Origin of the sequence: Pseudomonas sp. RIT-To-2, assembly GCF_029623465.1 — a bacterium.
GTDB classification, from domain to species: Bacteria; Pseudomonadota; Gammaproteobacteria; order Pseudomonadales; family Pseudomonadaceae; genus Aquipseudomonas; species Aquipseudomonas silvicola.
In genome coordinates, this window is the sequence record NZ_JAPYKM010000016.1 from 11,961 (window position 1) to 34,740 (window position 22,780).

The following is a 22,780-nucleotide window of genomic DNA, read 5'->3' on the forward strand; positions in this document are numbered from 1 at the left end:
CAACCCCCTGCGAACGCTTATAATGGCCGGTTAGTGCAAAGCTGCCGGGTCAACCCTGTGGCCCGGATATTGGACCCTGTCATGTTACGAATCACCGAACTGAAACTGCCCCTGGACCACGCGGACGAGGCCCTGCGCCCGGCCATCGTGCAGCGCCTGGGGATCGCCGACGCCGACCTGCTGGACTTCACCCTGTTCAAGCGCAGCTACGACGCGCGCAAGAAGAACAGCGAGCTGCAATTCATCTATACCATCGACCTGAACGTGCGCGACGAAGCCGCGTTGCTGGCAAAATTCGCCGACGACCGCAACGTCGGCCCGGCGCCGGACGTTAGCTACAAGGTAGTGGGCCACGCCCCCGAAGGCCTCACCGAACGCCCGGTAGTCGTGGGTTTCGGCCCGTGCGGTATCTTCGCTGGCCTGCTGCTGGCGCAGATGGGCTTTCGTCCGATCGTGCTGGAGCGCGGCAAGGAAGTGCGCCAGCGCACCAAGGACACCTGGGGCCTGTGGCGCAAGAGTGTGCTGAACCCTGAGTCCAACGTGCAGTTCGGCGAGGGCGGTGCCGGTACCTTCTCCGACGGCAAGCTGTACAGCCAGATCAAAGACCCGCTGCATCACGGCCGCAAGGTGCTGCACGAGTTCGTCAAGGCCGGCGCGCCGGAAGAGATTCTCTACGTCAGCAAGCCGCACATCGGCACCTTCCGCCTGACCGGCATGGTGGAAACCATGCGCCAGGAGATCGAGGCCCTGGGCGGCGAGATCCGCTTCGAGCACAAGGTTACCGACCTGCTGATCGACGGCGAACAGTTGCAAGGCGTGGTGCTGGAAAACGGCGAGCAGATCGCCTCGCGTCATGTGGTCATGGCACTGGGCCACAGTGCCCGTGATACCTTCCGCATGCTCCACGCCCGCAACGTGTTCATGGAAGCCAAGCCGTTCTCCATCGGTTTCCGTATCGAACACCCGCAAGGGCTGATCGACCAGGCGCGCCTGGGCAAGTACGCCGGCCACCCGAAACTCGGCGCTGCCGACTACAAGCTGGTGCACCACGCCAAGAATGGCCGTTCGGTGTACAGCTTCTGCATGTGCCCGGGCGGCACCGTGGTGGCGGCGACCTCGGAGCCGGGCCGCGTGGTCACCAATGGCATGAGCCAGTACTCGCGCAACGAACGTAATGCAAACTCCGGCATCGTGGTGGGCATCACCCCGGAAGTCGACTACCCGGGCGGCCCGCTGGCGGGTATCGAACTGCAGGAACAGCTGGAATCCAAGGCCTACCTGCTGGGCGGCAGCAACTACCAGGCACCTGCGCAACTGGTGGGTGACTTCATCGCCAACACGCCGTCCACGGCGCTGGGTGAGGTTGAACCGTCTTACAAGCCTGGGGTTTCCCTGGGCGATCTGGCCCTGTCGCTGCCAGACTTCGCCATCGAAGCGATCCGCGAGGCGCTGCCGGCGTTCGACAAGCAGATTCGCGGTTTCGCCCGTTCCGATGCGATCCTGACCGGCATCGAGACCCGCACCTCGTCGCCGCTGCGCATCACCCGTGGTGCTGATTACCAGAGCCTGAACATGAAGGGGCTGTTCCCGGCGGGTGAAGGTGCAGGCTATGCCGGCGGTATTCTGTCAGCAGGCGTGGACGGTATTCGCATTGCCGAGGCAGTGGCCCGCAGCATGTTGGGGCTGGACTAGCCGTTCGGGGGCTCTGCCCCCTCCCTGTGGGACCGGGCGCAAGCTCGGTCCGGCAAGGGCGCGTAATGCTGCAGTTTCTGCACGCTTTCCTACAACCGAATCAGACGCGTCCTAATCCCTCTTTCCTTCCCTTCTGTTAGCTTCCTCCGCCCCGCCCAACCCACTAAAATCGTTATAACAAAAACGAATATAACTTTTGTTTTAACAACTGACGGTACGGGTTAGGGTGTGCCCCTTGGAACTCAGGATGGAGAGCGCTCGTGCCTCTGCGCAATACTTTGACACGTTTTTTTCAGCTGGAAGCCGCCAGTGGCCTGCTGCTGATCGCGGCCGCCGTGCTGGCGCTGTTCATCAACAATTCACCGCTGTCAGGCCTGTACAACAGCTTCCTCGACACGCCGGTGGTGGCCCAAGTAGGCAGCCTGCAGATCGCCAAGCCGCTGTTGCTGTGGATCAACGACGGGCTGATGGCGCTGTTTTTTCTAATCATCGGCCTTGAGGTCAAGCGCGAGGTGCTCGAAGGCCAGCTGTCCAAGATGTCCCAGGTGGTACTGCCGGGCACGGCGGCCATTGGCGGCATGGTGGTGCCAGCGCTGATCTTCTGGGCCATGAACCGCGACAACCCCGCAGCCGTCGCCGGCTGGGCCATTCCCATGGCCACCGACATCGCCTTTGCCTTGGGCGTGCTCGCCTTGCTGGGCAAGCGTGTGCCGGTATCGCTCAAGCTGTTCCTGATGACCCTGGCGATCATCGATGACCTGGGCGCCATCATCGTCATCGCGCTGTTCTACTCGGGCACCCTCTCGAGCCTGGCGCTGATGCTGGCGGCGGCCTGCCTGGTGGCGTTGATCGCCATGAACCGGTTGGGCGTGATCAAGCTGGCCCCCTACCTCATCATCGGCGCGATCCTGTGGGTGTGCGTGCTCAAGAGCGGCGTGCACGCGACGCTGGCCGGGGTAACGCTGGCGTTCTGCATCCCCTTGCGTACCCGCCACGCGGAAACCTCGCCGTCGCGCACGCTGGAACATGCCCTGCACCCTTGGGTGGCTTATGGCATCTTGCCGCTGTTCGCCTTCGCCAATGCCGGCGTACCGCTGGCGGGTGTAACCCTGGAAAGCTTCACCCACCACGTACCGCTGGGCATCGCTGCCGGGCTGCTGGTGGGCAAGACGCTGGGCGTGTTCGGGCTCACCTGGCTGGCCATCAAGGCCGGCCTGGCAAGTCTGCCGGGCGGCGCCAGCTGGAAGCAGTTGCTGGGGGTGTCGATCCTCTGCGGTATTGGCTTCACCATGAGCCTGTTCGTGGGCTCGCTGGCGTACGTGCCAGGCGCAAGCCCGTTCGCTGGCGAGGACCGCATGGGGATTCTGGCGGGGTCGATCCTGGCGGCGTTCATTGGTTATGCAGTCACCGCCATGGCCAGCCCGAAGCGTTAGCGCAGGGCTGCCCCGACCGGTGTGGCCGCCCCTGGGCCAAGAATGAAAAAACCCGGCCGAGGCCGGGTTTTCTCATTGCCGCGAGAATCAGTGAGTCACGCGGCTGGTACCGTCCACCGACATGATGCGAACACGCTCGCCCACGCGGAAGATTTCGTTTTCCTGAACCTGCTGGACATAGGCGCGCATGCTGCCGTCGTCCTCGCGCACGGTGATTTCAACACCTTGGGTGCGGGTCAGGCCACTTTCCGCTGCCGAGCCTACCAGGCCGCCAGCCACCGCGCCTATGACAGCAGTGATGATACTGCCGCGGCCGCCACCGATGGCGCTACCGGCGACGCCGCCGACCACCGCGCCGGCGCCAGCGCCGATCGGGGTCTTCGTGCCTTCGATTTTCACTGGGCGCAGCGATTCGATGGTACCCATTCGCACGGTCTGCACGCGACGGGCTTCATCACGCGAATAGCTATCACCCGACAGGTCAGAGACGCAGCCGCCCAGGAACAGGGACGTAGTGGTGAAGCAGGCAAGGAGCAGTGCAGATTTACGCATGAATTTTCTCCGTGGGACTTGTATACCCATTAAACGCTGGGGTTCGCAGACTGTCACGACACCAGCTGTAATAATTTGCGTCCATTCAGCCGACGTACAGCCGCTCGAGCAGCCAGGGAGGGTCGACGGTAGGCACGCTTGTCAGGCAATCATGCCATACCGTCTGGACAACAGCGGAGAGGAAAAGGTCAGCCGCGTCGATCAGGGAGCCAGGCGATCACGCTGCCAGGCCTGGTCGGTCAGGCGATAATTGAGGCGATCATGCAGGCGGCTGGAGCGCCCCTGCCAGAACTCGATGCGCTCCGGCACCAGGCGGTACCCACCCCAGTGCTCGGGGCAATGGGGCTGGCCATCGCTGAAACGCTGCTCGGTAGCCTTGAGCAGGCCCTCCAGCTCGGCACGATCGGCGATCACCCGGCTCTGCGGTGAAGCCCAGGCCCCGAGGCGGCTGCCCAACGGGCGCACCTGAAAGTAGGCGTCGGACTCTTCATGACTGACCTTGCTGACCCGCCCCTCGATACGCACCTGGCGCTCCAGGGTCGGCCAGAAGAAGGTCATGGCCGCGAACGGGTTGGCCTGCAAGTGGCGGCCCTTGTCGCTTTCGTAGTTGGTGAAAAAGGTGAAACCCTGGGCGTCCAGGGCCTTGAGCAACAGCACTCGGCAATGGGGCCGGCCTTCGCCGTCAACGGTAGCCAGAGTCATGGCATTGGCTTCGACCGGTGCCTGCTCGGTTTTCACCGCTTCTTCAAACCAGCGCGTGAACAACGCAAACGGCTCGACCGGGGCATTTGCCTCGGTCAAGCCGTCACGGGTGTAGTCACGGCGCATATCAGCCAGGGGCTGGGTCATCGCGCGCTTCCTTAAACTGTCAGCTTAGTTCTTGGCCTGGTCAGCAGTGGCCTTCTTGGCGGGCGCCGCTGCCTTGGCAGGGGTGACCTTTTTCTTGGCGGTAGTGGCCTTGGCCGGTGCCTTGTGGCTGGCCGGTGCTTTCTTGGCAGCGGCTTTCTTGCTGGCAGGGGCGGCGGCCGGGGTTGGCTTGACGTCTTGCACGGCGACCATTTCAGCCACGGGCGGGGTCGGCGAGTTGTACTTCGCGACCAGCGCAACCATGGTTTCCTGAGGGGTCAGCAGGATTTCGACACGGCGGTTCAGGGCACGGCCCTGAGGGCTGTCGTTGGCCGCGCGTGGCATCACCGAACCCATGCCACGCATGGCCAGGCGCTTACGGTCCAGGCCGCTGAGGTGGAAGATGGCGGCGATGGACTGGGCACGCTGCTGGCTGATCTGCTGCACATCGGCGGCACCCGTGGCGTCACCGTGGCCCAGCACCAGCACGGCGGTCTTGGGGTCGGTCTCGACGGCCTTGGCGACATTGGTGATCGGGCTCAGGGTGACCGGCAGCAGCAGTTCAGGACGCTTGGGGTTGAAGCTGCCGTCCACCGGCGCGATGACCACCAGCACGTCTTCGCGACGCTCGACCTGGAAGTTGCTGCCCTTGACCGCTTCACGCACTTTCGGCTCGTAGCTGTCCAGCCAGGCCTGGGTCATCTTGGTGTCGATCTTGGGCACGACGGCGACGGCAGGGGTGGCGGCGGCCGGGGTGGCAGCGGTGGAAGGGAACGGCCACCACCAGTGCTTGCCGGTATCAGCGGCAGCTACCGGAGCAGCCGCAGGCGCCGGCGCAGCGGCCTTGGCTTCATCCTTGGCGACCTTGTCGGTGATTGCGCCTGCCACATCCTTGTCTACCGCGTGATCGTTGGCGCCGAAAGGCCACCAGTTGAAACCACCGCCGTTGGCAGCCGTGTTGTTCTGTGGAGTCTGGGCGCAGCCGGTCACAGCCAGGCACAGGGCAAACGCGATGGATTTATTGGAGTACATAAGCTTTCCACAAAATGAGGTTGATACAAACCGGGTTAACAAACCCGCTTAAACCATTGATTGATAGTAGTTGAATCGACCGTGACGGGACGCCCGTCGGTCGATTCGATCAATTTATAGACAAGTGGCAAGTACCCGCACCAGTTTCTGCGCGCGGGGGTCCATGAGCACATAGGGGCCCAGGGTGTTGGTGACGAAGCCAAAGGCCACGTCATGTTCAGGGTCGGCGAAACCGACGGAACCACCGGCACCAGGATGGCCGAAGGCCTTGGCACCGAGGCCGAAGGTGGCATTGGCCAGGTCCGGTTGGTCAAGCATGCAGCCCAGGCCGAAACGGGTGGGCGTGAGCAGGGTCTTGTCCGGGCCGATGCTGTGTTCGCGGGTCAATTCATTGAGCAGTTCGGCTTCCAGAAGGCTGCCATCCAGCAAGCCGGTGTAGAAGCCGGCCAGGCTGCGGGCGTTGCCGTGGCCATTGGCGGCCGGTTGCTGCATGCGCCGCCACTCCGGCTTGTTGGTGCTGGTCAGCACCGACGGCGGGTTGGTGAAGGCGCGGGTGCTCATGGCGGTGGGTTCACGCATGGTCACCTGCAACAGGCGCTGGGCGGCTTCATCCCCCATGTTGCCCTTGCTGCGGGCGATGTGGGCGACGCGATGGAACTCTGCATCGGCCAGGCCGACATGAAAGTCCAGGCCCAGGGGGCGCGCCACGCGGGCGCCGATGGACTCGCCAGGGCCGCGGCCATCGGCACGGCGCAGCAACTCACCCACCAGCCAGCCGTAGGTGATGGCAGCATAGCCGTGGCCCGTGCCGGGCTCCCACCAGGGCGCCTCGGCGGCCAGGGCGTCGACCATCACCTGCCAGTCGTACAAGGCCTCGGCGGGCAGCAGTTCGCGCAACGCAGGCAAGCCTGCCTGATGGCAGAGCAACTGGCGCAACGTGACGCTTTCCTTGCCGGCTGCGGCGAACTGCGGCCAGTAGCGAGCCACGGGGGCGTCCAGGTCCAGCTTGCCCTCGCCCACCAGTTGCAGCGCCGTGACCGCGGTGAACGTCTTGGTGCAAGAGAACAGGTTGGCGATGGTATCGCTGTGCCACGCCTCCTGGCCGTCCTTGTCGGCGGTGCCGGCCCACAGGTCGATGACCGTGCGCCCACCCACCTGGATGCAGAGCGCGGCACCGCGTTCCTGGGGATCGTCGAATAGGGCGGCAAAAGCTTCGCGCACTGCCTCGAACTGAAGCTCGTAATGACCTTGAATCTGCACCCGACCGCTCCCTGAACAGCATTGAACAAAGTGGCAGGCATTGTTCCAGCCCTTGAGGCGTTTGTGAACAGGTGCTTGCCAGGTGGTAGGTAACTTTCTGCTTACCGGGAAGGTTTTGCCTGGGCTCAGGCCAATGTCTTTCGTGAGGGCTGGCTTGCCGGCCCTCACACCAGGACAGTTGCAGCAGGGTCTCGCTAAGGGTGACCGCCGCCGCGGTGGCCCTCGGCGTGGCCATGCTCGGCGCTCTTGCCGCCGGCTTCAGGGGCCGGGGCGGTTTTCAACGCCTTGGCTAACTGGTCAAGGCTGTCGAGGTTGCTTTTGCGCACCGCGCCAACGAAGCCCTGGTAGGGTACGTCCGTCACACCCACCAGGCCGAAGTGGCCGTTCTCGCCATCCAGCAAACGGCCGGTCACCGGTTGGTCCAGGTATTGGAACCAGTGCACGCCGACGATCGTCGGCTCTTGCAGCGCCGCCTTCAGGAAGGTGGCGTAGGCGTTGCCGCGGTCCTCTTCCCTGGCCACTTCCATCGGCCCCGGCCAGAACGGCCCGCGGTCACGGGAGCCGAACGTGAATTCGGACACCAGCACCGGCTTGTCCAGCTCGCGCAAGCGCGCGAAGTCATAGCCATCCTGTGGCTTGGGCGTATAGAAGTTGAAGCTCAGCACGTCGCAGTACTGGGCGCAGGACGCCACGGCCTCGGGGCTGGACACGGCATAGCGGCCACCCAGCAGCAGATGGTTGGGCGCATGCCACTTCAGGGCATCGGAAATGGTCTTGAAGTAGGTGTCGGCGAAAACGCGTTGGAACTGCTTGAGGTCAGCCTCGATTTCCGGGTGTTCGGGGTTGGGCTGCGGTGCTTCAAAACCAGGGTCTTCCATCAGTTCCCAGGCGGGCAGGTTGATGCCCCAGGCCTTGGACAGGCCTTCCTGGTTGCGGTACTTGTCACGCAACTGCTTGAGGAAGGCGCGCTTGGCCGGTACGTCGGTGGTCTGGCGCAACGTGCCGTAGGCCAACGCGTAACGGGCCTTGGGGTCGTTGCCGGGGCCTGCCCAGGCCAGTTCATTGTCGGCGAAGTAGCCGATCAGCCACGGATCGTCACGGTGGTCGCGGGCGGCAATGGCCACGGCACGCTCGGTGGCCATGGCGAAACGCGGGTCGAACGGGTCGGGCATGCGCCCCCACCAGTCCATGCCGGTACTGATGCTGGCGTAGTCACCGACGATCGACAGCGGCAATACATAAGGCACGCGCTGGTTGCCTTCCAGGGCCGGTGCACTCCAGTTGCCCACGGTATTGAAACCCCAGGCTTGCAGACGGTCCAGGGTGTGTTTCTGCCAGCGAATGGCGTCGAACGGCCGGGGCTGGCATGGGGCCTGCGGTGTCGGCGTGCAAGGCTCGGCGTAGGTACGCTGCAGGTTGGCCCCATAGAAATCGAACCAGCGCCCGCTGCCGAAGCCACGGCCCACGGATGAACCATTGCCGTCCTGGTTGTTGCTCTGGCCGTAGTACTGGGCCTCGGGCTCATCAGCCTTGGGCAGGTGGGTGAACATCCATTCGCGCCCTTGCACGTAGGTGCGGTCGCCATCGGCGGTCACCGCGTTGACGCCCAGGGAGTAGAACGGGTGGCCTTCCGGGGTTACCAGGTACCAGCGGCCGTCGCGCTTTTCAGTACGGAAGAAGCCGCTGGCATTGAAAGCCGGGCCCTGGGTCAGGCCGCCGAACTTGTCCAGCGGCGCCTTCTCGCGCTCGGCCAGCCAGCCGTTGAGCTGCTGCTGTTCGCGAGTGGCCGCGGTCTTGAGCTGGTCATCGCTGGTAACCTTCTCCGGCCAGCGGCCACGGCTGAACTGGCCGTATTCGTCGACGATAGCGGTATAAGCGGCTTTCTGCAGGGCATCGCCCTCCACCACGCCGAAGCGTTCCAGGAGGATGTTCTGCGCCACGGCTGGCTTGTCCATGGACAAGGTCACCGACACCACCTGGCTGGCGGTCAACTCGCCCTCACTGCTGGCCAGCAGGGTACGTTGGCCATCTTGCACCCAGGGCATCGGCGGCGCGGCGCGCATACCCTGGCTCAAGGGCGAGCTGGCGTGCAACGGGATGACCAGCGTCTGCGCCGGGCCGGCTGGCAGGTCGATGCGACTGGTGAGGGTCTTGCCGTCGTTGCTCTGGATTTTCACGTACAGGGTCACGGCCCAGTCCATGGCACTTTGCGCGCGCAGGGTCATGGCACCATCAGCTGACCAATCCCAGGCACCTGTCTGCGGTTTGAGGGTGAGGCTGGGGACGGGCACAGGGCTGAAGGTCACCCGGCGCAACACTTCGCCTTCGGCCGTCTGTTCGGCATTGTACTGCGGCAGGCTGGCATCCGCGGTCGTTACCTGCACCACGTCGGCAGGACGAACGAAGTTGAACAGCGTCTGCTGGGCACCCGGCGCTGCCATCAGCGGGGTGGTGAACAACACTGCGAATACAACGGGCAACAAACGGCGAATCATGGGGTTCCAGCTCTCCTTGATGGCCGGTGTCGGCCTCGATCAGGTGTATAGACAGCGTAACAGGGCATTGTAGCCCTGCCCGCTTCAGGAAATTTCGCGGCGAAATGGCGGCAGGGCGTTGAGGATCGCCTTGCCGTAGCGCTGGGTCACCAGGCGGCGATCCAGCAGGGTGATGGTGCCGCGATCCTGCTCGGTCCGCAGCAGACGGCCGCAGGCCTGAATCAGCTTGAGTGAAGCGTCGGGCACGGCGATTTCCATGAACGGATTGCCGCCACGGGCTTCGATCCACTCCGCCAGCGCCGCTTCCACCGGGTCGTCCGGTACCGCGAAGGGAATCTTGGCGATGACCACGTGTTCGCAGTAGGCACCCGGCAAATCGACGCCCTCGGCGAAGCTGGCCAGGCCGAACAGCACACTGGACTCGCCGCCATCGACGCGGGCCTTGTGCTTGTTCAGGGTTTCCTGCTTGGACAGGTTGCCCTGGATGAACACCTGGCGGCGCCAGTCGCGGTCCAGGCCGTCGAACACGTCCTGCATCTGCCGACGAGAGGAGAACAGCACCAGGGTGCCGCGCGAACCCTCGACCAGGCCCGGCAGGTCGCGGATGATCGCCGCGGTGTGGGCCGCCGCGTCACGGGGGTCGGCGCGCAGGTCGGGCACCCTCAGCACGCCGGCGTCGGCGTGGTGGAAGGGGCTCGGTACCACAGCGGTGACCGCTGCCTTGGGCAGGCCGGCACGCATGCGGAAGCGGTCGAACTTGCCCAGCGCGGTCAGTGTCGCCGAGGTCACCAGGGCACCGTGCGCCACATTCCACAGGGTGCGGCGCAGCATCTCGGCCGCCAGAATCGGGCTGGCGTTGACTTCAATGTCGAACATCGCGCCGCTGTCGGCCAGGGTCAGCCAGCGCGCCATGGGCGGGCTGTCTTCCGGGTCTTCGGCCGTGAAGGCCGTCCACAGCTCCCAGTTGCCCTGGGCACGGGACAGCAGGCTGCCGAACAGCGGGTACCACTCCTCGGCCTGGTGGCTGGCGATGCCGATGCTTTTCTCACCGTCCATGCCTTCCTTGAGCAATTCGGTCAGGCGGGTGAACAGATCGTTGAGCCGGGCGAAGCCCTTCTTCAGCTCGATGCCGATTTCGCGGATGTGCTCAGGCACCACGCCGCCTTCAAAGCGATGGCGTGGCCGCTCGCGGCCTTCCATGTCTTCACCCGCACGGAAGTCGGCCAGCTGTTCGCAGGCGCTGAACATGAACTGCTGGTGGGTCTTGATCTCGCGGGCCAGCTCCGGCACCTGTTCGATCAGCTTGCCCAGATCGCCCGGCAACGGGTGCTGGGCCAACAACTTGGTCAGGTTCTTGGCCGTGCTTTCCAGCCAGTCGGCGGTGGAACGCAGGCGCGTGTAGTGGGCGAAATGGCCGATGGCCTTGTCCGGCAGGTGGTGGCCTTCGTCGAACACGTAGATGGTGTCGCGCGGGTCAGGCAGCACGGCGCCGCCGCCCAGGGCCAGGTCGGCCAGCACCATGTCGTGGTTGGTGACGATCACATCCACCTTGCCCATGCCTTCGCGGGCCTTGTAGAAGGCGCACTGCTGGAAGTTGGGGCAATGGCGGTTGGTACACTGGCTGTGGTCGGTGGTCACCCGCGCCCAGTCCTTGTCTTCCAGCGCGGTGGCCCAACTGTCGCGGTCACCGTCCCATTTGTTGCCGGCCAGTTTCTCGATCATGCTGGTGAACAGCTTCTGACTGGCCTCGTCCACCTCGATGCGAAAGCCTTCCTCCTCGAACAACTGAGCGGTGGCCGTCTGGGCGTGCCCTTCCTGCAGCAGTACGTCGAGCTTGGACAGGCACAGGTAGCGGCCACGTCCCTTGGCCAGCGAGAACGTGAAGCTCAGCCCGCTGTTCTTCATCAGGTCGGGCAGGTCCTTGTAGACGATCTGCTCCTGCAACGCGACCGTGGCCGTGGCGATGACCAGGCGTTTGCCCGCCGCCTTGGCAGCCGGTATCGAGGCCAGGCTGTACGCCACGGTCTTGCCGGTACCGGTGCCTGCCTCGACCGCGACCACGGCACAGTCGCCCGAGCGTCGCCCTTCGTCGTCGCAGTCGATGTCGCCCAGCACCTTGGCGACTTCGGCGATCATCAAGCGCTGGCCGTAGCGGGGCTTGAGGCTCTTGGCTTCGAGGAAACGCGAATAGGCGCCCTGGATCTGGGATTTGAGTTCGTTACTGATCATGGTTCTGGGGCATGAACGCCTGGATAAATTTTCAGTGTTTCGATTTGGGCCGCTATCATACCCCGCTAAATCCTCGCGCGCTGAACGGAGATCCACATGGCAGCCTTTGCTCCCCTCTACACCCTGCATGTCTGGGCAGCGCTGATCTGGGTCGGCGGCATGTTCTTCGCCTGGCTGGTGCTGCGCCCGGCGGTGGTTACAGCGCTGGAAGGGCCAGCACGGATGAAGCTGTGGGCGGAAGTTTTCCGACGCTTTTTTCTCTGGGTCTGGCTGGCGGTGCTGATTCTTCCGATAAGTGGCATCGGCATGATCCAGATCAGCTTCAGCGGTTTCGAGACCGCGCCGCGTTATGTGCAGGTGATGATGGGCCTGTACCTGGTGATGGTGGCGCTGTTCGTGCGCATCACCACCCTGCAATTGCCTACCTTTACCCAAGCGGTGAAAGCCGAAGACTGGCAGACAGGCGCCACCAGCCTGGCGCAGATTCGCCGGCTGGTGGGTATCAACCTGATCATTGGCTTCGTGGTGGTGGCGGTGGCCGCGGCGCGACCACCGTTCTGACAGCCGTCAGAGACGCTGGACCGTCAGCGCGCCCGCGCGGCCGGCCACGCCCGGTTCGCCCGGCTGGCCAGCCCGGCCGGCCTTGCCGCCTGCGGTGTCGTAGACAAAGCACCCTTTGGACTTGCCGCCCGGGCCAGGCTTGCCAGGCGCACCCGGCTGGCCACCGGCGCCACCGTCGACCTGCACCTTGATAGCCTCGGCCGGATAGTCACGCGGCAGTTGCAGGTGCACCTGCGCCCCCGCGGCGCCATCGTGGCCATTGCCGCCATTGAGCCCATTGGCGCCGTGGCCGGCCTCACCCCACAGGCAACCCGGCTCGGTACCGCTGCCGCCATCGAGGCCGAAATAGCCCGGCGCGCCAGCGCCGCCACGGGCGTCCACCGACAGCTGCGCGCCTTGCAGCGACTGCAATTGCAACTGCAGGTCACGGCCCGGCAGGGCGTCCTTCTCATAGGTGCCCGGCGCACCGCGTGCGAGGATCTGGCTGCCCTCCCCCAGCGCCGCATGGCGGGCTTCGATACGCAATTGCTGGGCACCGGGCACGATGGCGATACGCGCCTCATGGCCCAGTTGCAACTCGCCCACCTTCAGTTCCACCAGGTTGTCGGGCACCAACAGGGTGGCGTAATCCTCGATCACCAGGCGGTCAAGGGTCAGCACCCCGTCCTTGCCCGGCAGTCGCATCAGGGAATGGGGTTCGACACTCAGGCTATCGGCCATCGCCAAAGGCGTGAACAGCGCCGCTACCAGACACAGCCTACGCATTGTTGCTCTCCTGCACCGACCGGGTCGGGATTGAACGGACATGAAAAATACCCACCAGCAGGATCTGCAGGCGGTCAAACCAGGGATGGCTGCGGCCGCGCAGACTGGCCCGGAACAGCAACACTTCCAGCAGATGCAACAGCATCAACGCGGCACCGGCGATGTTGATAAGCAGGTTGAACGGATAAGTAGCGGGCATGAACAGGTTCAACAGTACCACCCACCAGAACAGTACCGTCAGGCCCTTGCCCAGGCCCCAGAGCAATGCCATGTCCTTTCCCCGGAATGATTGTTGTTTGCCAGCACAGTAACGGGGGGAGCTGCAAGCTGCAAGCTAAAGGCAACGCCCATCAGCTTGCAGCTTGCAGCTAACCGCTGGCAGCTTCGTCAGCGGTTGATATGCAGCTCTACCCTGCGGTTCTGCGCCCGGCCCTCATCGGTGCTGTTGTCAGCCACTGGCTTGCGCTCGCCATCACCCTCGCTGGTCACCTTGCCGGCCGGTATGCCCTGACTGATCAGGAACCGAGCCACGCTGTCAGCGCGCCGCTCCGAGAGTTTCTGGTTATAGGCGTCGCTGCCCTTGCTGTCGGTGTTGCCCACGACCTTGATGCTGACCACATCGGCGGCCTTGAGCTTGCCCAGCAGCGCCGAGAGCTGGCTGCGGGCTTCGGCCGTCAGCGCCGACGAATCGAAGGCGAAGAGCACGTTGCCTGCATCGCTCAGGGTAATCACTTCTTCAGGTGGCGGTGGCGGCGGTTCGGGCGCCTTGGCAGTCGCCGGGTACTGCGGCAACGGGCAGCCCATGTGGTCGACTGGGGTATTGGGTGGGGTGCCGGGGCAATGGTCGCGACGGTCGAACACGCCATCGCCGTCCTCGTCGCCATCCTGGGCAAAACAGATCAGGCCGCCGGTTATAGCGCCCAGAACCCCCAGGCCACCGGCCCACGAAGAACTCTTGATGGCACCCAGGCCACCCCCTGCCACACCACCGATGACGCTGCAGATAGGCCAGTTCCTTTGATTGAGCGGGGCACTGCCATCACTGGTAGTGGCGCAACCGGAAAGAACACTGCTGACCAGAAGAACGGGGAGTGCTGCCCGCCAGATTGATCTCATATGAAATGCTCCTGTGTCACCGGCCCTTGCCGGTCACACAGGAGTAAAGACCGGCCCGTGAGAGTTCACAAGCCGCCAACCCTACCGTTTTCAGCGGTCCAGGCGGATCTCCACACGGCGGTTCTGGGCGCGCCCGTCTGCTGTCTTGTTGTCAGCCACAGGCTGGGTTTCCCCGGCGCCACTGATGGAGACGAAACTGGCCCGTGGAATGCCGACGCTGACCAGGTAATCGACCACCGAGTGAGCCCGGCGCTGCGACAGTTTCTGGTTATACCCGGGCTTGCCGACGCTGTCGGTGTGGCCGGTGACGGTCAGTTGGGTGGAGGCTGCCTCGGTCTTGAGCTTGGTGGCTACTTTGTCCAGTTCCACCTTGTCAGGCCCGGTCAAGCGCGCCGAGTCAAACTCGAAGTGCACATCGCGGATGACGATGACTTCCTGCTTGGGCAACGGGGCAGGCTCGGCAACAGGTGGCGGCGCTGGCGCCGGGAATGGGCAACCGGTGGCATCGACCGGCGTGCCATGAGGGGTGTGCGGGCACTTGTCACGGCTGTCCGGCACACCATCACCGTCCTCGTCGCCATCGCCATGCACCCAGCAATAGGCCGCGGCCACGCCGCCGCCCACCAGCACACCCCACCCGGCAAAGGTCGAATTCTGGATAGAGCCCAACGCCGCACCGGTAACACCACCCACCGCCGCGCACTTGGGCCAGTCGGTTTTCTGCAACCCTGCGCAACCAGTCAACACACTGGCTAGCAGTACCAAAGGTAATGCCTTACTCACTATGCTCATCAGGTCTCTCTCCTAAGGGGAATCGGCGGATAACCGATGCAATGGGAGTAAAGACGGCAGTTTGCAGATGCGCCAGCAATAAGCCATACAGGCTAGGCCGCCAGCGCGAACAGGCCTATCCTTGGCAGTTCTGATCGAGGATGCTCAATGACTGACAGCTTTTCTGCGCGCACGCCGCAACAGGCGCTCGCGGCCCTGCTGGACCGCTATGCACCGCCCCGCCTGTTGCTGGTAGGCGCGGCCGACTTCCCGGCGCTGACGGCCTTCAGGCAAGCCCACCCTGACACGATCGTCGCCCAGGCGGCGCCCGGCACCCTGCCCACCGAAGTCGCCGGGCAGCGCTTCGACCTCGCGGTGGTAGTGGACTGCCTGGAACACATGCCCAAGCGCACGGGCCAAGAGTTGCTGGGGGGCATCCGCAACCTCAACGCCAGCCGCATCGCGGTGCTGGTGGACCTGGCTGCCAGCGGCTGGCAGGAGACCGATTTCTACGCCCTGGCGCTGCAGGCCAGCGAGCGCTTCCAGCGCGACGACCAGGTGCTGACGCTGTTCACCTATGATCTGCGCGAATACAAGCAAGTCCCCGACTGGCTGAACGCGCGGTTCTGGGCCAACCCGGAAAATTTTGGGAAGTATTGGTGGTAACCCGATGAGCACGAGTATTTGCCCTTGCGGCAGCGGCAACCTGCTGAGCGCCTGCTGCGGCCATTATCACGCCGGCCTGCCGGCCCCCGACGCCCAGGCCTTGATGCGCTCGCGGTACAGCGCCTACGTACTGGGCCTGATCGACTACCTGGTGGCCACCACCCTGCCGGTGCAGCAGCCCGGCCTGGACCGCCAGGCCATCGCCGAATGGAGTGCCCAGAGCACCTGGCTGGGGCTGACGGTGGAAAGCGCCGAGGTTTTCGGCGGCCAGCCCGAGCACGCCTTTGTCACGTTTACCGCACGCTGGCATGACGCCACGGGCGAGCACAGCCACCGCGAGCGGTCCTCATTCGTGCAGAACGCCGGGCGCTGGTATTTCATCGACCCCACCGTGCCCTTCAAGGCCGGCCGCAACGATGCATGCCCATGCGCCAGTGGGCAGAAATTCAAGAAGTGCTGCGCCAGCTACCTCACGGTATAAGCTTCAAATGGCTGGTGTCCGGTGCCGGCGGCTTCGCCGGTCCGCGGGCCTGGCCCATGTCGCTGCCTGCCGGCGCGAGGCTGAACTGCGCCAGGTTCACCTGCGGCGCCTGCACGGCTGGCTTTTGCGCCTGCAGGTCGACGCCCACCTCGGCTACGTCGTAGGCTGGCGCCTGGACGTCTGCAAACGCGGCCATATAGCAGTCCCGCGGCACCCAAGGCTGCTCCAGCTTGTTCGAGGGCCGGCGCTGGAAGCCCGGCGCATCCGGTGGCGGCGCCATTTCTATTTCCTCGACCTGCACCGGCACGGGCTCGATCGCCACCACGATGCCAGCGCGCTCCAGGGTAGCGCGATATTTTTCCGCGGCTTGCGGGTCCAGGTCGCTCTTGAGCACCAGTCGCCGGCCGCTGAACAGCGCATCGATGCGCGTGCTATCGGCCTGGAACAGTTTTGCCAGGTTGGCCTTGACCAGGGCCAGGTGCGCCCCCGCGACCAATTCGCCCCGAAAGACGATTTCGAACAGCCCCATAGTGTGCCTCCTGCCCCTCTGGGCAATGGCGCTTCGACATTAATGACTGTCAGTATGGACTATCCGCGTTTTTGCCAACAAGTCGGCCGAGGGTTGTTAGACTCAAGGCATCACGAGGGATTGGCCATGGTCTTGAGGACATTGCGCTGGGTCATCGTCTGCCTGGGCCTGGGGGCGGGCCTGAGCGGCTGCGCCAGCTGGTTCGCCGACGACGGCAAAGACCCCGAGGTGCACCTGGTGAGCGTGCAGGTGGTCAAGGCCAAGCTGATGCAACAGCGCTTCGTCCTGCATTTTCGTATCGACAACCCCAATGACGACAGCCTGACGGTCAGCGGCCTGCGCTACCGGGTGTACCTGGCCGGCATCCTCCTGGCCGATGGCGAATACGACGAATGGCTGAGTGTGGACGGCCACTCCAGCGAACCCTTCGACGTGCCGGTGCGCACCAACCTGTGGGAACACCTGCGCGACGTGGTGAAGTTGCTGCGCCATCCGGACCGGCCTATTCCCTACCGGCTGGAGGGCGAGTTGAAGACAGGGCTGGTGTTTGGTCGGGAGGTAGTACTGCGCCGCAGTGGCGAGGTGGTGGCAAAAGAGTTGATACGTCATTAAGGATCGCAGCGCTTCGCCCGGGCACACAGGGTGTGCAGCAGCAAAGTCATAACAGGCCCAACTGCTCCGCCACCGGCTCTCGCGGTATTTCCGGGAGCGCTGGCAACCCCGGCAACCGCGCCATCAGCTGCTCATGAAAGCGTCGCGCCAGCAGCGGCGCGCGGTGGTTGTCGGAGGTGTGCAGGAAAATATAAGGCGTGCGCCCCTCCTCTATCCACTCAGCGATCTTCGCCACCCACTGCAGCAGAAACCGGTCATTGGCCTCAAGGGTCGGGTGGCCGATAAAGCGCACCTGCGGACTCTGGCTGAATGCCGTCGGGCGCGGTGGCACCTTGGGTTTCTTGAACTGGGCGTCGAGCACTGCGGCCGTCTGGTCAGTGCAACTGAACAGTGCCCGCGGGTCCAGGCAGATGCGCTCCACCTGGCGCGCCATCAGCAAACGGTTGAGCATTCGCTCTTCATCGCCACGGGCGAAAAATGCTCGGTTGCGAACCTCAACGGCGACCGGGCGTTGCAGGTCGTCCAGGAACGCCACCAGTTCGCCCAGGCGCTCGGGGCCAAAGGTAGCCGGAAGCTGCAACCAGTAGGGCGCCACCCGGGCGCCCAGCGGTTCAAGCAGGCGCGTAAAGTCATGGGCTGCGGGCAGGCGCTCACGCAGGTCGCCGCCGTGGCTGATCTCGCGGGGGAATTTGGCGGTGAAGCGCAGGTGCTCGGGCATGCTCTGCGCCCAACGCGCCACGGTGCTGGCAGCCGGCTGGGCATAGAAGGTGGTGTTGCCTTCGACGGCATTGAATACCTGCCCATACAGCTGCAGGAACTGGGTGGGCTTGGCATCGGCCGGGTACAGGTGGTCGCGCCAGGCCAGCTCGCTCCAGGAAGGACAACCGAGGTAGTACGGTAACGCCGACACTGTCAGATGTGCACGTCCAGGCCCAGCACTTCGCCATCCCATTCCACGAAGGTGGAGGTCGTCAGGTAGCTGGTCAGGGCAGTGGCCACGCGGCGGCTCATGGAGCGCGGGAATATCATGTCTTGCTGGCGGGCAGGTACGTTGCTGGTGGCGCCAGCGCTGCGCGAGGTACTGCGCTGGGCAGACGGCTGAACTTCGAATTCGCCTTCCAGGTCATCGGCGTCGTCCACCCGCGCCTGCGCCTTGCGGGGCTTGCGTTTGATGGGGTAGGAACTCGACGAATAACCGTCTACACGCATGACTGCTGACTCTTGTCCGATGATGGCAATTTAGCGGCACCCCGTAGGGTTGGCAAATGCCCTAGTGATAACTAGACCACAGTTCTCGGAAAAGGTTTACCCTTGGTGACGTTCAGCCGATGAACTGCTCAAAAAACGAGCAGTTAGCGGCGCCACTCGTCGCTCAACGGGCTTTTGGCGTAGCCACTTTGTCGCGCAGGTACACTGGCTGCGCCAGGTCGGCGGCAACGCCTTCACCCCGGGCCCACGCCCCCTTGGCCAGGGTAATGAGATCCAGTGCATGGGGCAGCAAGGTCGCGTCGAAGCCCGCGGGCTGGACGGCCAGACGCTCACCGTAGCCCCAGCCGGTACCGGCACCGTACCAGTCGCCCTGGGCGCCAGCCGGCAGGCTGACGGCTTCCGGGGCCAGCACGGCCTCATCGCCCAGCAGCCTCATTTCATCGCCGTCGGCCTGGTAGCAGCCCCAGTACACCTCGTCCATGCGCGCGTCGATGGCGGCCGCCACCTGGCGCACGCCCTGCTCGCGCAAGGCGCGCTGGGCCAGCAGCGCCAGGTTGGACACCGGCAGCACCGGGCGGTCCAGGCCGAAGGCCAGGCCCTGGACCACGCCGATGGCGATGCGGACCCCGGTGAACGCACCCGGGCCACGGCCGAACGCGATGGCATCCACCGCCGACAGGGCAATACCCGCCTCGCCCAGTATCGTCTGGATCATGGGCAGCAACTTCTGCGCATGCAGGCGCGGAATCACTTCGTAGTGGCTCAGCACCTTGCCGTCATGCAGCAGAGCAACGGAGCAAGCTTCGGTAGCGGTATCCAGGGCCAGCAAGGTGGTCATCGGGCAATCCATCAGAAAAAAAAGTGCAACATTATAAACGTCAACGGCCCGCAAGCGGGCCGTCAATTGATCGAGGTTTCGATCAGCTCAGTGCCGCCAGCACCTTGGCGGTGATGGCATCTACCGAGCCCACACCTTCGATGTGGTTGTAGATCGGCTTGCCCTGCGCAGCGGCCAGCTTCTGGTAGAAGGCCACCAGCGGCTCGGTCTGCTCGTGGTACACGGCCAGGCGGTGGCGCACGGTTTCTTCGGTGTCATCCTTGCGCTGAACCAGGTCTTCGCCGGTCTCGTCGTCCTTGCCAGCCACCTTCGGCGGGTTGTAGACGATGTGGTAGACGCGGCCCGAGCCTTCGTGGACACGACGGCCGGCGATGCGCTGAACGATTTCCTCGTCCTTGACGGCGATCTCGACCACGTGGTCCAGCGCGACGCCGGCGCTCACCAGCGCTTCAGCCTGAGGAATGGTGCGCGGGAAACCATCGAACAGGAAACCCTTGGCGCAATCGGCCTGGGCAATGCGCTCCTTGACCAGGGCAATGATCAGGTCGTCGGAGACCAGACCACCGGCGTCCATCACGCTCTTGGCCTTGATGCCCAGTTCAGTGCCGGCCTTGACCGCGGCACGCAGCATGTCGCCGGTGGAGATCTGCGGAATGCCGAACTTTTCAGTGATGAACTTGGCCTGAGTGCCTTTGCCGGCCCCGGGAGCCCCCAGCAGAATTACGCGCATCGATGTGCTCCTCAACTTTTTATATGGAAATCGTCAGACCCGCCTCAGCGCAGCTAACTGCTTGAAGCCAATCCCAAAATCGGTTGGTGGCCACAAAAACGGCCAAAAGGCTGATCAAGATACACAGCGTGCCACAGCCACACAAGCCGTCCAAAGCAGGAACAACCTGCGTCCCATGCGCACGCCCCTTGCCGGTGGCGCCGGGTGCAACCGCTGGCGGTTGCGACCCGGTGCTGTGTGACGGCACGGTCCCCTCACAGATAGTGGACGCGCCAGCGGCCCTTCGCCAGCCTCAGCCGGTATTGCGCAGACCAGCGGCGATACCGGCCACGGTCACCAGCAGTGCCTGTTCCAGAGGGCTGTCCTGAGCTGCTTCACGCCCGCGGGAACGGGCCAACAGCTCGGCCTGCAGCAAGTGCAGAGGGTCGAGGTAGGTGTTGCGCAGGCTGATGAATTTCAAGGTTTCCGGGCTATGGGCCAACAGTTGCGACTGGCCGGTAAGGCCCAGCACCACCGCGCACGCCTGCGACAATAGGTCGCGCAAATGCGCACCCAGCGGCTTGAGGGAATCCTGCACCAGGCGCTCGTCGTAGAAGCGGGCAATGTCGGCATCGGCCTTGGCCAACACCATCTCCAGCATGTCGATGCGGGTGCGGAAGAACGGCCAGTGCTCACGCATGCTGGCCAGCAGTTCGCCCTCCCCGCGCTCCAGGGCCTTGCTCAACGCCGCTTCCCACCCCAGCCACGCTGGCAGCATGAGGCGGGTCTGGGTCCAGCCGAAGATCCACGGGATAGCCCGCAGGCTTTCGATGCCGCCCTGGCGGCGCTTGGCCGGGCGGCTGCCCAGGGGCAGGCGGCCCAATTCCTGTTCCGGGGTGGACTGGCGGAAATATTCGACGAATTGCGGATTTTCGCGCACCACGTCGCGGTACGCCTTGACGCCATCGGCTGCCAGTTCGTCCATCAGCGCGCGCCAGGCCGGCTCCGGAGGGGGCGGCGGCAACAGTGTGGCCTCCAGCACGGCGGCCAGGTACAGGTTGAGGTTCTGCTCGGCGATGTCCGGCAGGCCGAATTTGAAACGGATCATCTCGCCCTGCTCGGTGGTGCGGAAACGCCCGGCCACCGAACCCGGCGGCTGCGACAGAATCGCCGCGTGCGCCGGGCCGCCGCCACGGCCGACCGTGCCGCCACGGCCATGGAACAGCAGCAGTTCGACGTTCTGCGCGTGACAGATGCGCACCAGGTTTTCCTGGGCCCGGTACTGCGCCCAGGCGGCAGCGGTGGTGCCGGCGTCCTTGGCCGAGTCGGAGTAACCGATCATCACTTCCTGGGGGCCATGCAGGCGGCTGCGGTACCCCGGCAACAGCAGCAACCGCTCGATCACCGGGCCGGCGTTGTCCAGGTCGGCCAGGGTCTCGAACAGCGGCACCACGCGCATGGGCCGTTGCACACCGGCCTCCTTGAGCAGCAATTGCACGGCCAGCACATCCGAGGCAGCGCCCGCCATGGAGATGACATAGGACCCCAGCGAAGCCGCAGGTGCCGCAGCGATCTCGCGACAGGTGGCCAGCACCTCGGCGGTCTCGGCCGCCGGCTTGAAGTAGCCGGGCAGCAAGGGGCGACGGCTATTGAGCTCCTGCAGCAGGAAAGTGATGCGGGTTTCTTCATCCCAATCGGCGTAGCGCCCAAGGCCCAGGTAATCAGTGATTTCGCTCAGCGCCGCGGTATGGCGCGACGAGTCCTGGCGCACGTCCAGGCGTACCAGAAACAGGCCGAAGGTCACCGCCCGGCGCAGGCAATCCAGAAGCGGGCCATCGGCGATCACGCCCATGCCACACTCGTGCAGGGACTGGAAACACAGCTCCAGCGGCGCCAGCAGGTCGCGGTTGTTGCTCAGCACTTCGGCGGGAGCTGGCTGCGCCTGCGCCAATGAAGCCTGGGCCCAGTTACGGGTGGCACGCAGACGTTCGCGCAGTTGCTTGAGCAATGCGCGGTACGGCTCGGCGCTGTCACCTACGGCCTCGCGCAAGGCCTGGCTAGCCTGCTGCATCGACAGCTCGGCGGCCAGGTGGTCGACGTCGCGCAGGAACAGGTCGGCGGCCATCCAGCGGGCCAGCAGCAATACTTCGCGGGTGACCGGCGCGGTGACATTGGGGTTGCCGTCGCGGTCGCCGCCCATCCACGAAGCAAACCGCACGGGCGCGGCCTCCAGGGGCAGGTGTAGGCCGGTGGCGGCATGCAGCGCCTGGTCGACCTTGCGCAGGTGGTTGGGCACCGCGTGCCACAGGGAATGCTCGATTACCGCGAACCCCCACTTGGCCTCATCCACGGGGGTGGGCCGGGTGCGGCGGATCTCCTCGGTGTGCCAGGCCTCGGCGATCAGCCGTTGCAGGCGCTGGCGGATCTGCTCGCGCTCGGCGGGCACCAGGTCGCGGTGGTCCTGGGCGGCCAACTGCGCGGCAATGGCGTCGTATTTCTGGATCAGGGTGCGCCGCGCTACCTCGGTGGGGTGCGCGGTGAGCACCAGCTCGATCTCCAGGCGGCCCACCTGCCGGGCCAGGGACTCGGCGCCGTGGCCGGCCTGCTTGAGCTTTTCCAGCAACTGGGCCAGCACCACGTTTTCGAAGGGCGGCGGTTGGTCTTCGTCGCGGCGGCGAATCAGTTGGTACTGTTCGGCGATGTTGGCCAGGTTGAGAAACTGGTTAAAGGCCCGCGCCACGGGAAGCAATTGCTGCTCGTCGAGATCGTTGAGGCGCGTGCTCAACTGTTCGGTGGCGGTCTTGCCGTTGTCCGGGCCACTGTTGCGGTCGGCCTTGGCATCGGCGCGGATACGCTCGATGGTGTCCAGGAACGCCTCGCCATACTGCTCGCGAATGGTATTGCCCAGCAACTCGCCCAACAGGTGCACATCTTCGCGCAGGCGCGCATCGATCTCGGTCATCGGCACAGTCTCCTTGATTGTT

22 protein-coding genes are annotated in these 22,780 nt (G+C 64.5%); 6 read left to right on the forward strand and 16 right to left on the reverse strand.

The features are described from left to right. Positions 1 to 81: 81 nt before the first annotated feature. Together QBK88_RS15945 and nhaA are read left to right on the forward strand one after the other, a co-directional pair. Positions 82 to 1,692 (forward strand): NAD(P)/FAD-dependent oxidoreductase, encoded by a 1,611-nt coding sequence (locus tag QBK88_RS15945; protein ID WP_277962788.1) that lies wholly within the window; start codon positions 82 to 84, stop codon positions 1,690 to 1,692. 260 nt (positions 1,693 to 1,952) lie between these two features. Then, positions 1,953 to 3,125 carry a Na+/H+ antiporter NhaA gene (gene nhaA / locus QBK88_RS15950; RefSeq protein WP_277962789.1) on the forward strand — a complete coding sequence of 391 codons (1,173 nt, stop codon included), beginning with the start codon at positions 1,953 to 1,955 and terminating at the stop codon, positions 3,123 to 3,125. 87 nt (positions 3,126 to 3,212) lie between these two features. On the opposite strand, the gene QBK88_RS15955 is transcribed toward nhaA, so the two are convergent. The 6 genes from QBK88_RS15955 to dinG all read right to left on the reverse strand — a co-directional run bounded on the left by QBK88_RS15955 (position 3,213) and on the right by dinG (position 11,539). Beyond that, positions 3,213 to 3,677, reverse strand: coding sequence for a glycine zipper 2TM domain-containing protein (locus tag QBK88_RS15955; protein ID WP_277962790.1), 465 nt, complete (start codon positions 3,675 to 3,677; stop codon positions 3,213 to 3,215). A 201-nt stretch (positions 3,678 to 3,878) separates the two neighbouring features. After that, positions 3,879 to 4,526 (reverse strand): pyridoxamine 5'-phosphate oxidase, encoded by a 648-nt coding sequence (gene pdxH, locus QBK88_RS15960; RefSeq protein WP_277962791.1) that lies wholly within the window; start codon positions 4,524 to 4,526, stop codon positions 3,879 to 3,881. Positions 4,527 to 4,550: 24 nt separating this feature from the next. Further along, a complete protein-coding gene (locus QBK88_RS15965) occupies positions 4,551 to 5,555 on the reverse strand; it encodes an OmpA family protein (protein WP_268144890.1) in 1,005 nt (334 codons plus the stop codon). Between the two features lie 114 nt (positions 5,556 to 5,669). Then, entirely contained in the window at positions 5,670 to 6,815 is a 1,146-nt protein-coding gene (locus QBK88_RS15970) for a serine hydrolase domain-containing protein (protein ID WP_277962792.1), read from the reverse strand. A 194-nt stretch (positions 6,816 to 7,009) separates the two neighbouring features. After that, a complete protein-coding gene (locus tag QBK88_RS15975) occupies positions 7,010 to 9,310 on the reverse strand; it encodes a beta-agarase (protein ID WP_277962793.1) in 2,301 nt (766 codons plus the stop codon). A gap of 84 nt (positions 9,311 to 9,394) precedes the next feature. Next, positions 9,395 to 11,539, reverse strand: a complete 2,145-nt coding sequence (gene dinG, locus QBK88_RS15980; protein ID WP_268144896.1) for an ATP-dependent DNA helicase DinG — start codon at positions 11,537 to 11,539, stop codon at positions 9,395 to 9,397. 96 nt (positions 11,540 to 11,635) lie between these two features. On the opposite strand from dinG, the gene QBK88_RS15985 reads away from it, so the two are divergent. Further along, entirely contained in the window at positions 11,636 to 12,100 is a 465-nt protein-coding gene (locus tag QBK88_RS15985; protein ID WP_268144898.1) for a CopD family protein, read from the forward strand. Between the two features lie 6 nt (positions 12,101 to 12,106). Here QBK88_RS15985 and QBK88_RS15990 read toward each other — a convergent pair whose 3' ends face one another. From QBK88_RS15990 to QBK88_RS16005, 4 genes are all read right to left on the reverse strand, one after another. Further along, on the reverse strand, positions 12,107 to 12,865 hold the full coding sequence (locus tag QBK88_RS15990) for a collagen-like protein (RefSeq protein ID WP_277962794.1): 759 nt from the start codon (positions 12,863 to 12,865) through the stop codon (positions 12,107 to 12,109). Continuing rightward, entirely contained in the window at positions 12,858 to 13,136 is a 279-nt protein-coding gene (locus QBK88_RS15995) for a DUF1145 domain-containing protein (RefSeq protein ID WP_268144902.1), read from the reverse strand. Before QBK88_RS15995 ends, QBK88_RS15990 begins: the two co-directional genes overlap by 8 nt. 116 nt (positions 13,137 to 13,252) lie before the next feature. Beyond that, a complete protein-coding gene (locus QBK88_RS16000; RefSeq protein ID WP_268144905.1) occupies positions 13,253 to 13,981 on the reverse strand; it encodes an OmpA family protein in 729 nt (242 codons plus the stop codon). A 90-nt stretch (positions 13,982 to 14,071) separates the two neighbouring features. Beyond that, complete coding sequence (locus tag QBK88_RS16005) at positions 14,072 to 14,773, reverse strand: OmpA family protein (protein WP_277962795.1); 702 nt, start codon at positions 14,771 to 14,773, stop codon at positions 14,072 to 14,074. A 147-nt stretch (positions 14,774 to 14,920) separates the two neighbouring features. On the opposite strand from QBK88_RS16005, the gene QBK88_RS16010 reads away from it, so the two are divergent. After that, entirely contained in the window at positions 14,921 to 15,418 is a 498-nt protein-coding gene (locus tag QBK88_RS16010; protein WP_277962796.1) for a DUF6231 family protein, read from the forward strand. Between the two features lie 4 nt (positions 15,419 to 15,422). Beyond that, positions 15,423 to 15,899 (forward strand): YchJ family protein, encoded by a 477-nt coding sequence (locus tag QBK88_RS16015; RefSeq protein WP_277962797.1) that lies wholly within the window; start codon positions 15,423 to 15,425, stop codon positions 15,897 to 15,899. Here the strand turns inward: QBK88_RS16015 and QBK88_RS16020 are convergent. After that, on the reverse strand, positions 15,889 to 16,428 hold the full coding sequence (locus QBK88_RS16020; protein WP_277962798.1) for a hypothetical protein: 540 nt from the start codon (positions 16,426 to 16,428) through the stop codon (positions 15,889 to 15,891). The two genes, QBK88_RS16015 and QBK88_RS16020, sit on opposite strands and share 11 nt — an antisense overlap. A gap of 126 nt (positions 16,429 to 16,554) precedes the next feature. Between QBK88_RS16020 and QBK88_RS16025 the strand changes: the two genes are divergently transcribed. Further along, positions 16,555 to 17,040: an LEA type 2 family protein gene (locus tag QBK88_RS16025; protein WP_277962799.1), complete on the forward strand. Its 486-nt coding sequence runs from the start codon at positions 16,555 to 16,557 to the stop codon at positions 17,038 to 17,040. 46 nt (positions 17,041 to 17,086) lie between these two features. Here QBK88_RS16025 and QBK88_RS16030 read toward each other — a convergent pair whose 3' ends face one another. From QBK88_RS16030 to ppc, 5 genes are all read right to left on the reverse strand, one after another. Beyond that, entirely contained in the window at positions 17,087 to 17,992 is a 906-nt protein-coding gene (locus QBK88_RS16030) for a DUF72 domain-containing protein (protein WP_277962800.1), read from the reverse strand. Beyond that, positions 17,953 to 18,249, reverse strand: a complete 297-nt coding sequence (locus QBK88_RS16035; RefSeq protein ID WP_277962801.1) for a hypothetical protein — start codon at positions 18,247 to 18,249, stop codon at positions 17,953 to 17,955. Before QBK88_RS16035 ends, QBK88_RS16030 begins: the two co-directional genes overlap by 40 nt. A gap of 163 nt (positions 18,250 to 18,412) precedes the next feature. Continuing rightward, positions 18,413 to 19,087 carry a tRNA (adenosine(37)-N6)-threonylcarbamoyltransferase complex dimerization subunit type 1 TsaB gene (tsaB, locus tag QBK88_RS16040; RefSeq protein WP_277962802.1) on the reverse strand — a complete coding sequence of 225 codons (675 nt, stop codon included), beginning with the start codon at positions 19,085 to 19,087 and terminating at the stop codon, positions 18,413 to 18,415. A gap of 82 nt (positions 19,088 to 19,169) precedes the next feature. Next, on the reverse strand, positions 19,170 to 19,817 hold the full coding sequence (gene adk / locus QBK88_RS16045) for an adenylate kinase (RefSeq protein ID WP_277962803.1): 648 nt from the start codon (positions 19,815 to 19,817) through the stop codon (positions 19,170 to 19,172). Positions 19,818 to 20,109: 292 nt separating this feature from the next. After that, positions 20,110 to 22,758 (reverse strand): phosphoenolpyruvate carboxylase, encoded by a 2,649-nt coding sequence (gene ppc, locus QBK88_RS16050; protein WP_277962804.1) that lies wholly within the window; start codon positions 22,756 to 22,758, stop codon positions 20,110 to 20,112. Between the last annotated feature and the right edge of the window lie 22 nt (positions 22,759 to 22,780).

Excerpts from the sequence above, each read along its gene's own strand:
- QBK88_RS15985 (WP_268144898.1), top strand. The coding sequence starts at position 11,636 with ATGGCAGCCTTTGCTCCCCTCTACACCCTGCATGTCTGGGCAGCGCTG.
- dinG (WP_268144896.1), bottom strand. The coding sequence starts at position 11,539 with ATGATCAGTAACGAACTCAAATCCCAGATCCAGGGCGCCTATTCGCGT.
- QBK88_RS15995 (WP_268144902.1), bottom strand. The coding sequence starts at position 13,136 with ATGGCATTGCTCTGGGGCCTGGGCAAGGGCCTGACGGTACTGTTCTGG.
- QBK88_RS15965 (WP_268144890.1), bottom strand. The coding sequence starts at position 5,555 with ATGTACTCCAATAAATCCATCGCGTTTGCCCTGTGCCTGGCTGTGACC.
- QBK88_RS16025 (WP_277962799.1), top strand. The coding sequence starts at position 16,555 with ATGGTCTTGAGGACATTGCGCTGGGTCATCGTCTGCCTGGGCCTGGGG.
- QBK88_RS16010 (WP_277962796.1), top strand. The coding sequence starts at position 14,921 with ATGACTGACAGCTTTTCTGCGCGCACGCCGCAACAGGCGCTCGCGGCC.
- QBK88_RS15955 (WP_277962790.1), bottom strand. The coding sequence starts at position 3,677 with ATGCGTAAATCTGCACTGCTCCTTGCCTGCTTCACCACTACGTCCCTG.
- QBK88_RS16020 (WP_277962798.1), bottom strand. The coding sequence starts at position 16,428 with ATGGGGCTGTTCGAAATCGTCTTTCGGGGCGAATTGGTCGCGGGGGCG.
- tsaB (WP_277962802.1), bottom strand. The coding sequence starts at position 19,087 with ATGACCACCTTGCTGGCCCTGGATACCGCTACCGAAGCTTGCTCCGTT.
- QBK88_RS15990 (WP_277962794.1), bottom strand. The coding sequence starts at position 12,865 with ATGCGTAGGCTGTGTCTGGTAGCGGCGCTGTTCACGCCTTTGGCGATG.
- QBK88_RS16035 (WP_277962801.1), bottom strand. The coding sequence starts at position 18,249 with ATGCGTGTAGACGGTTATTCGTCGAGTTCCTACCCCATCAAACGCAAG.
- QBK88_RS15945 (WP_277962788.1), top strand. The coding sequence starts at position 82 with ATGTTACGAATCACCGAACTGAAACTGCCCCTGGACCACGCGGACGAG.
- QBK88_RS16030 (WP_277962800.1), bottom strand. The coding sequence starts at position 17,992 with ATGGGATGGCGAAGTGCTGGGCCTGGACGTGCACATCTGACAGTGTCG.
- pdxH (WP_277962791.1), bottom strand. The coding sequence starts at position 4,526 with ATGACCCAGCCCCTGGCTGATATGCGCCGTGACTACACCCGTGACGGC.
- QBK88_RS16015 (WP_277962797.1), top strand. The coding sequence starts at position 15,423 with ATGAGCACGAGTATTTGCCCTTGCGGCAGCGGCAACCTGCTGAGCGCC.
- ppc (WP_277962804.1), bottom strand. The coding sequence starts at position 22,758 with ATGACCGAGATCGATGCGCGCCTGCGCGAAGATGTGCACCTGTTGGGC.
- QBK88_RS16000 (WP_268144905.1), bottom strand. The coding sequence starts at position 13,981 with ATGAGATCAATCTGGCGGGCAGCACTCCCCGTTCTTCTGGTCAGCAGT.
- adk (WP_277962803.1), bottom strand. The coding sequence starts at position 19,817 with ATGCGCGTAATTCTGCTGGGGGCTCCCGGGGCCGGCAAAGGCACTCAG.
- QBK88_RS15975 (WP_277962793.1), bottom strand. The coding sequence starts at position 9,310 with ATGATTCGCCGTTTGTTGCCCGTTGTATTCGCAGTGTTGTTCACCACC.
- QBK88_RS16005 (WP_277962795.1), bottom strand. The coding sequence starts at position 14,773 with ATGAGCATAGTGAGTAAGGCATTACCTTTGGTACTGCTAGCCAGTGTG.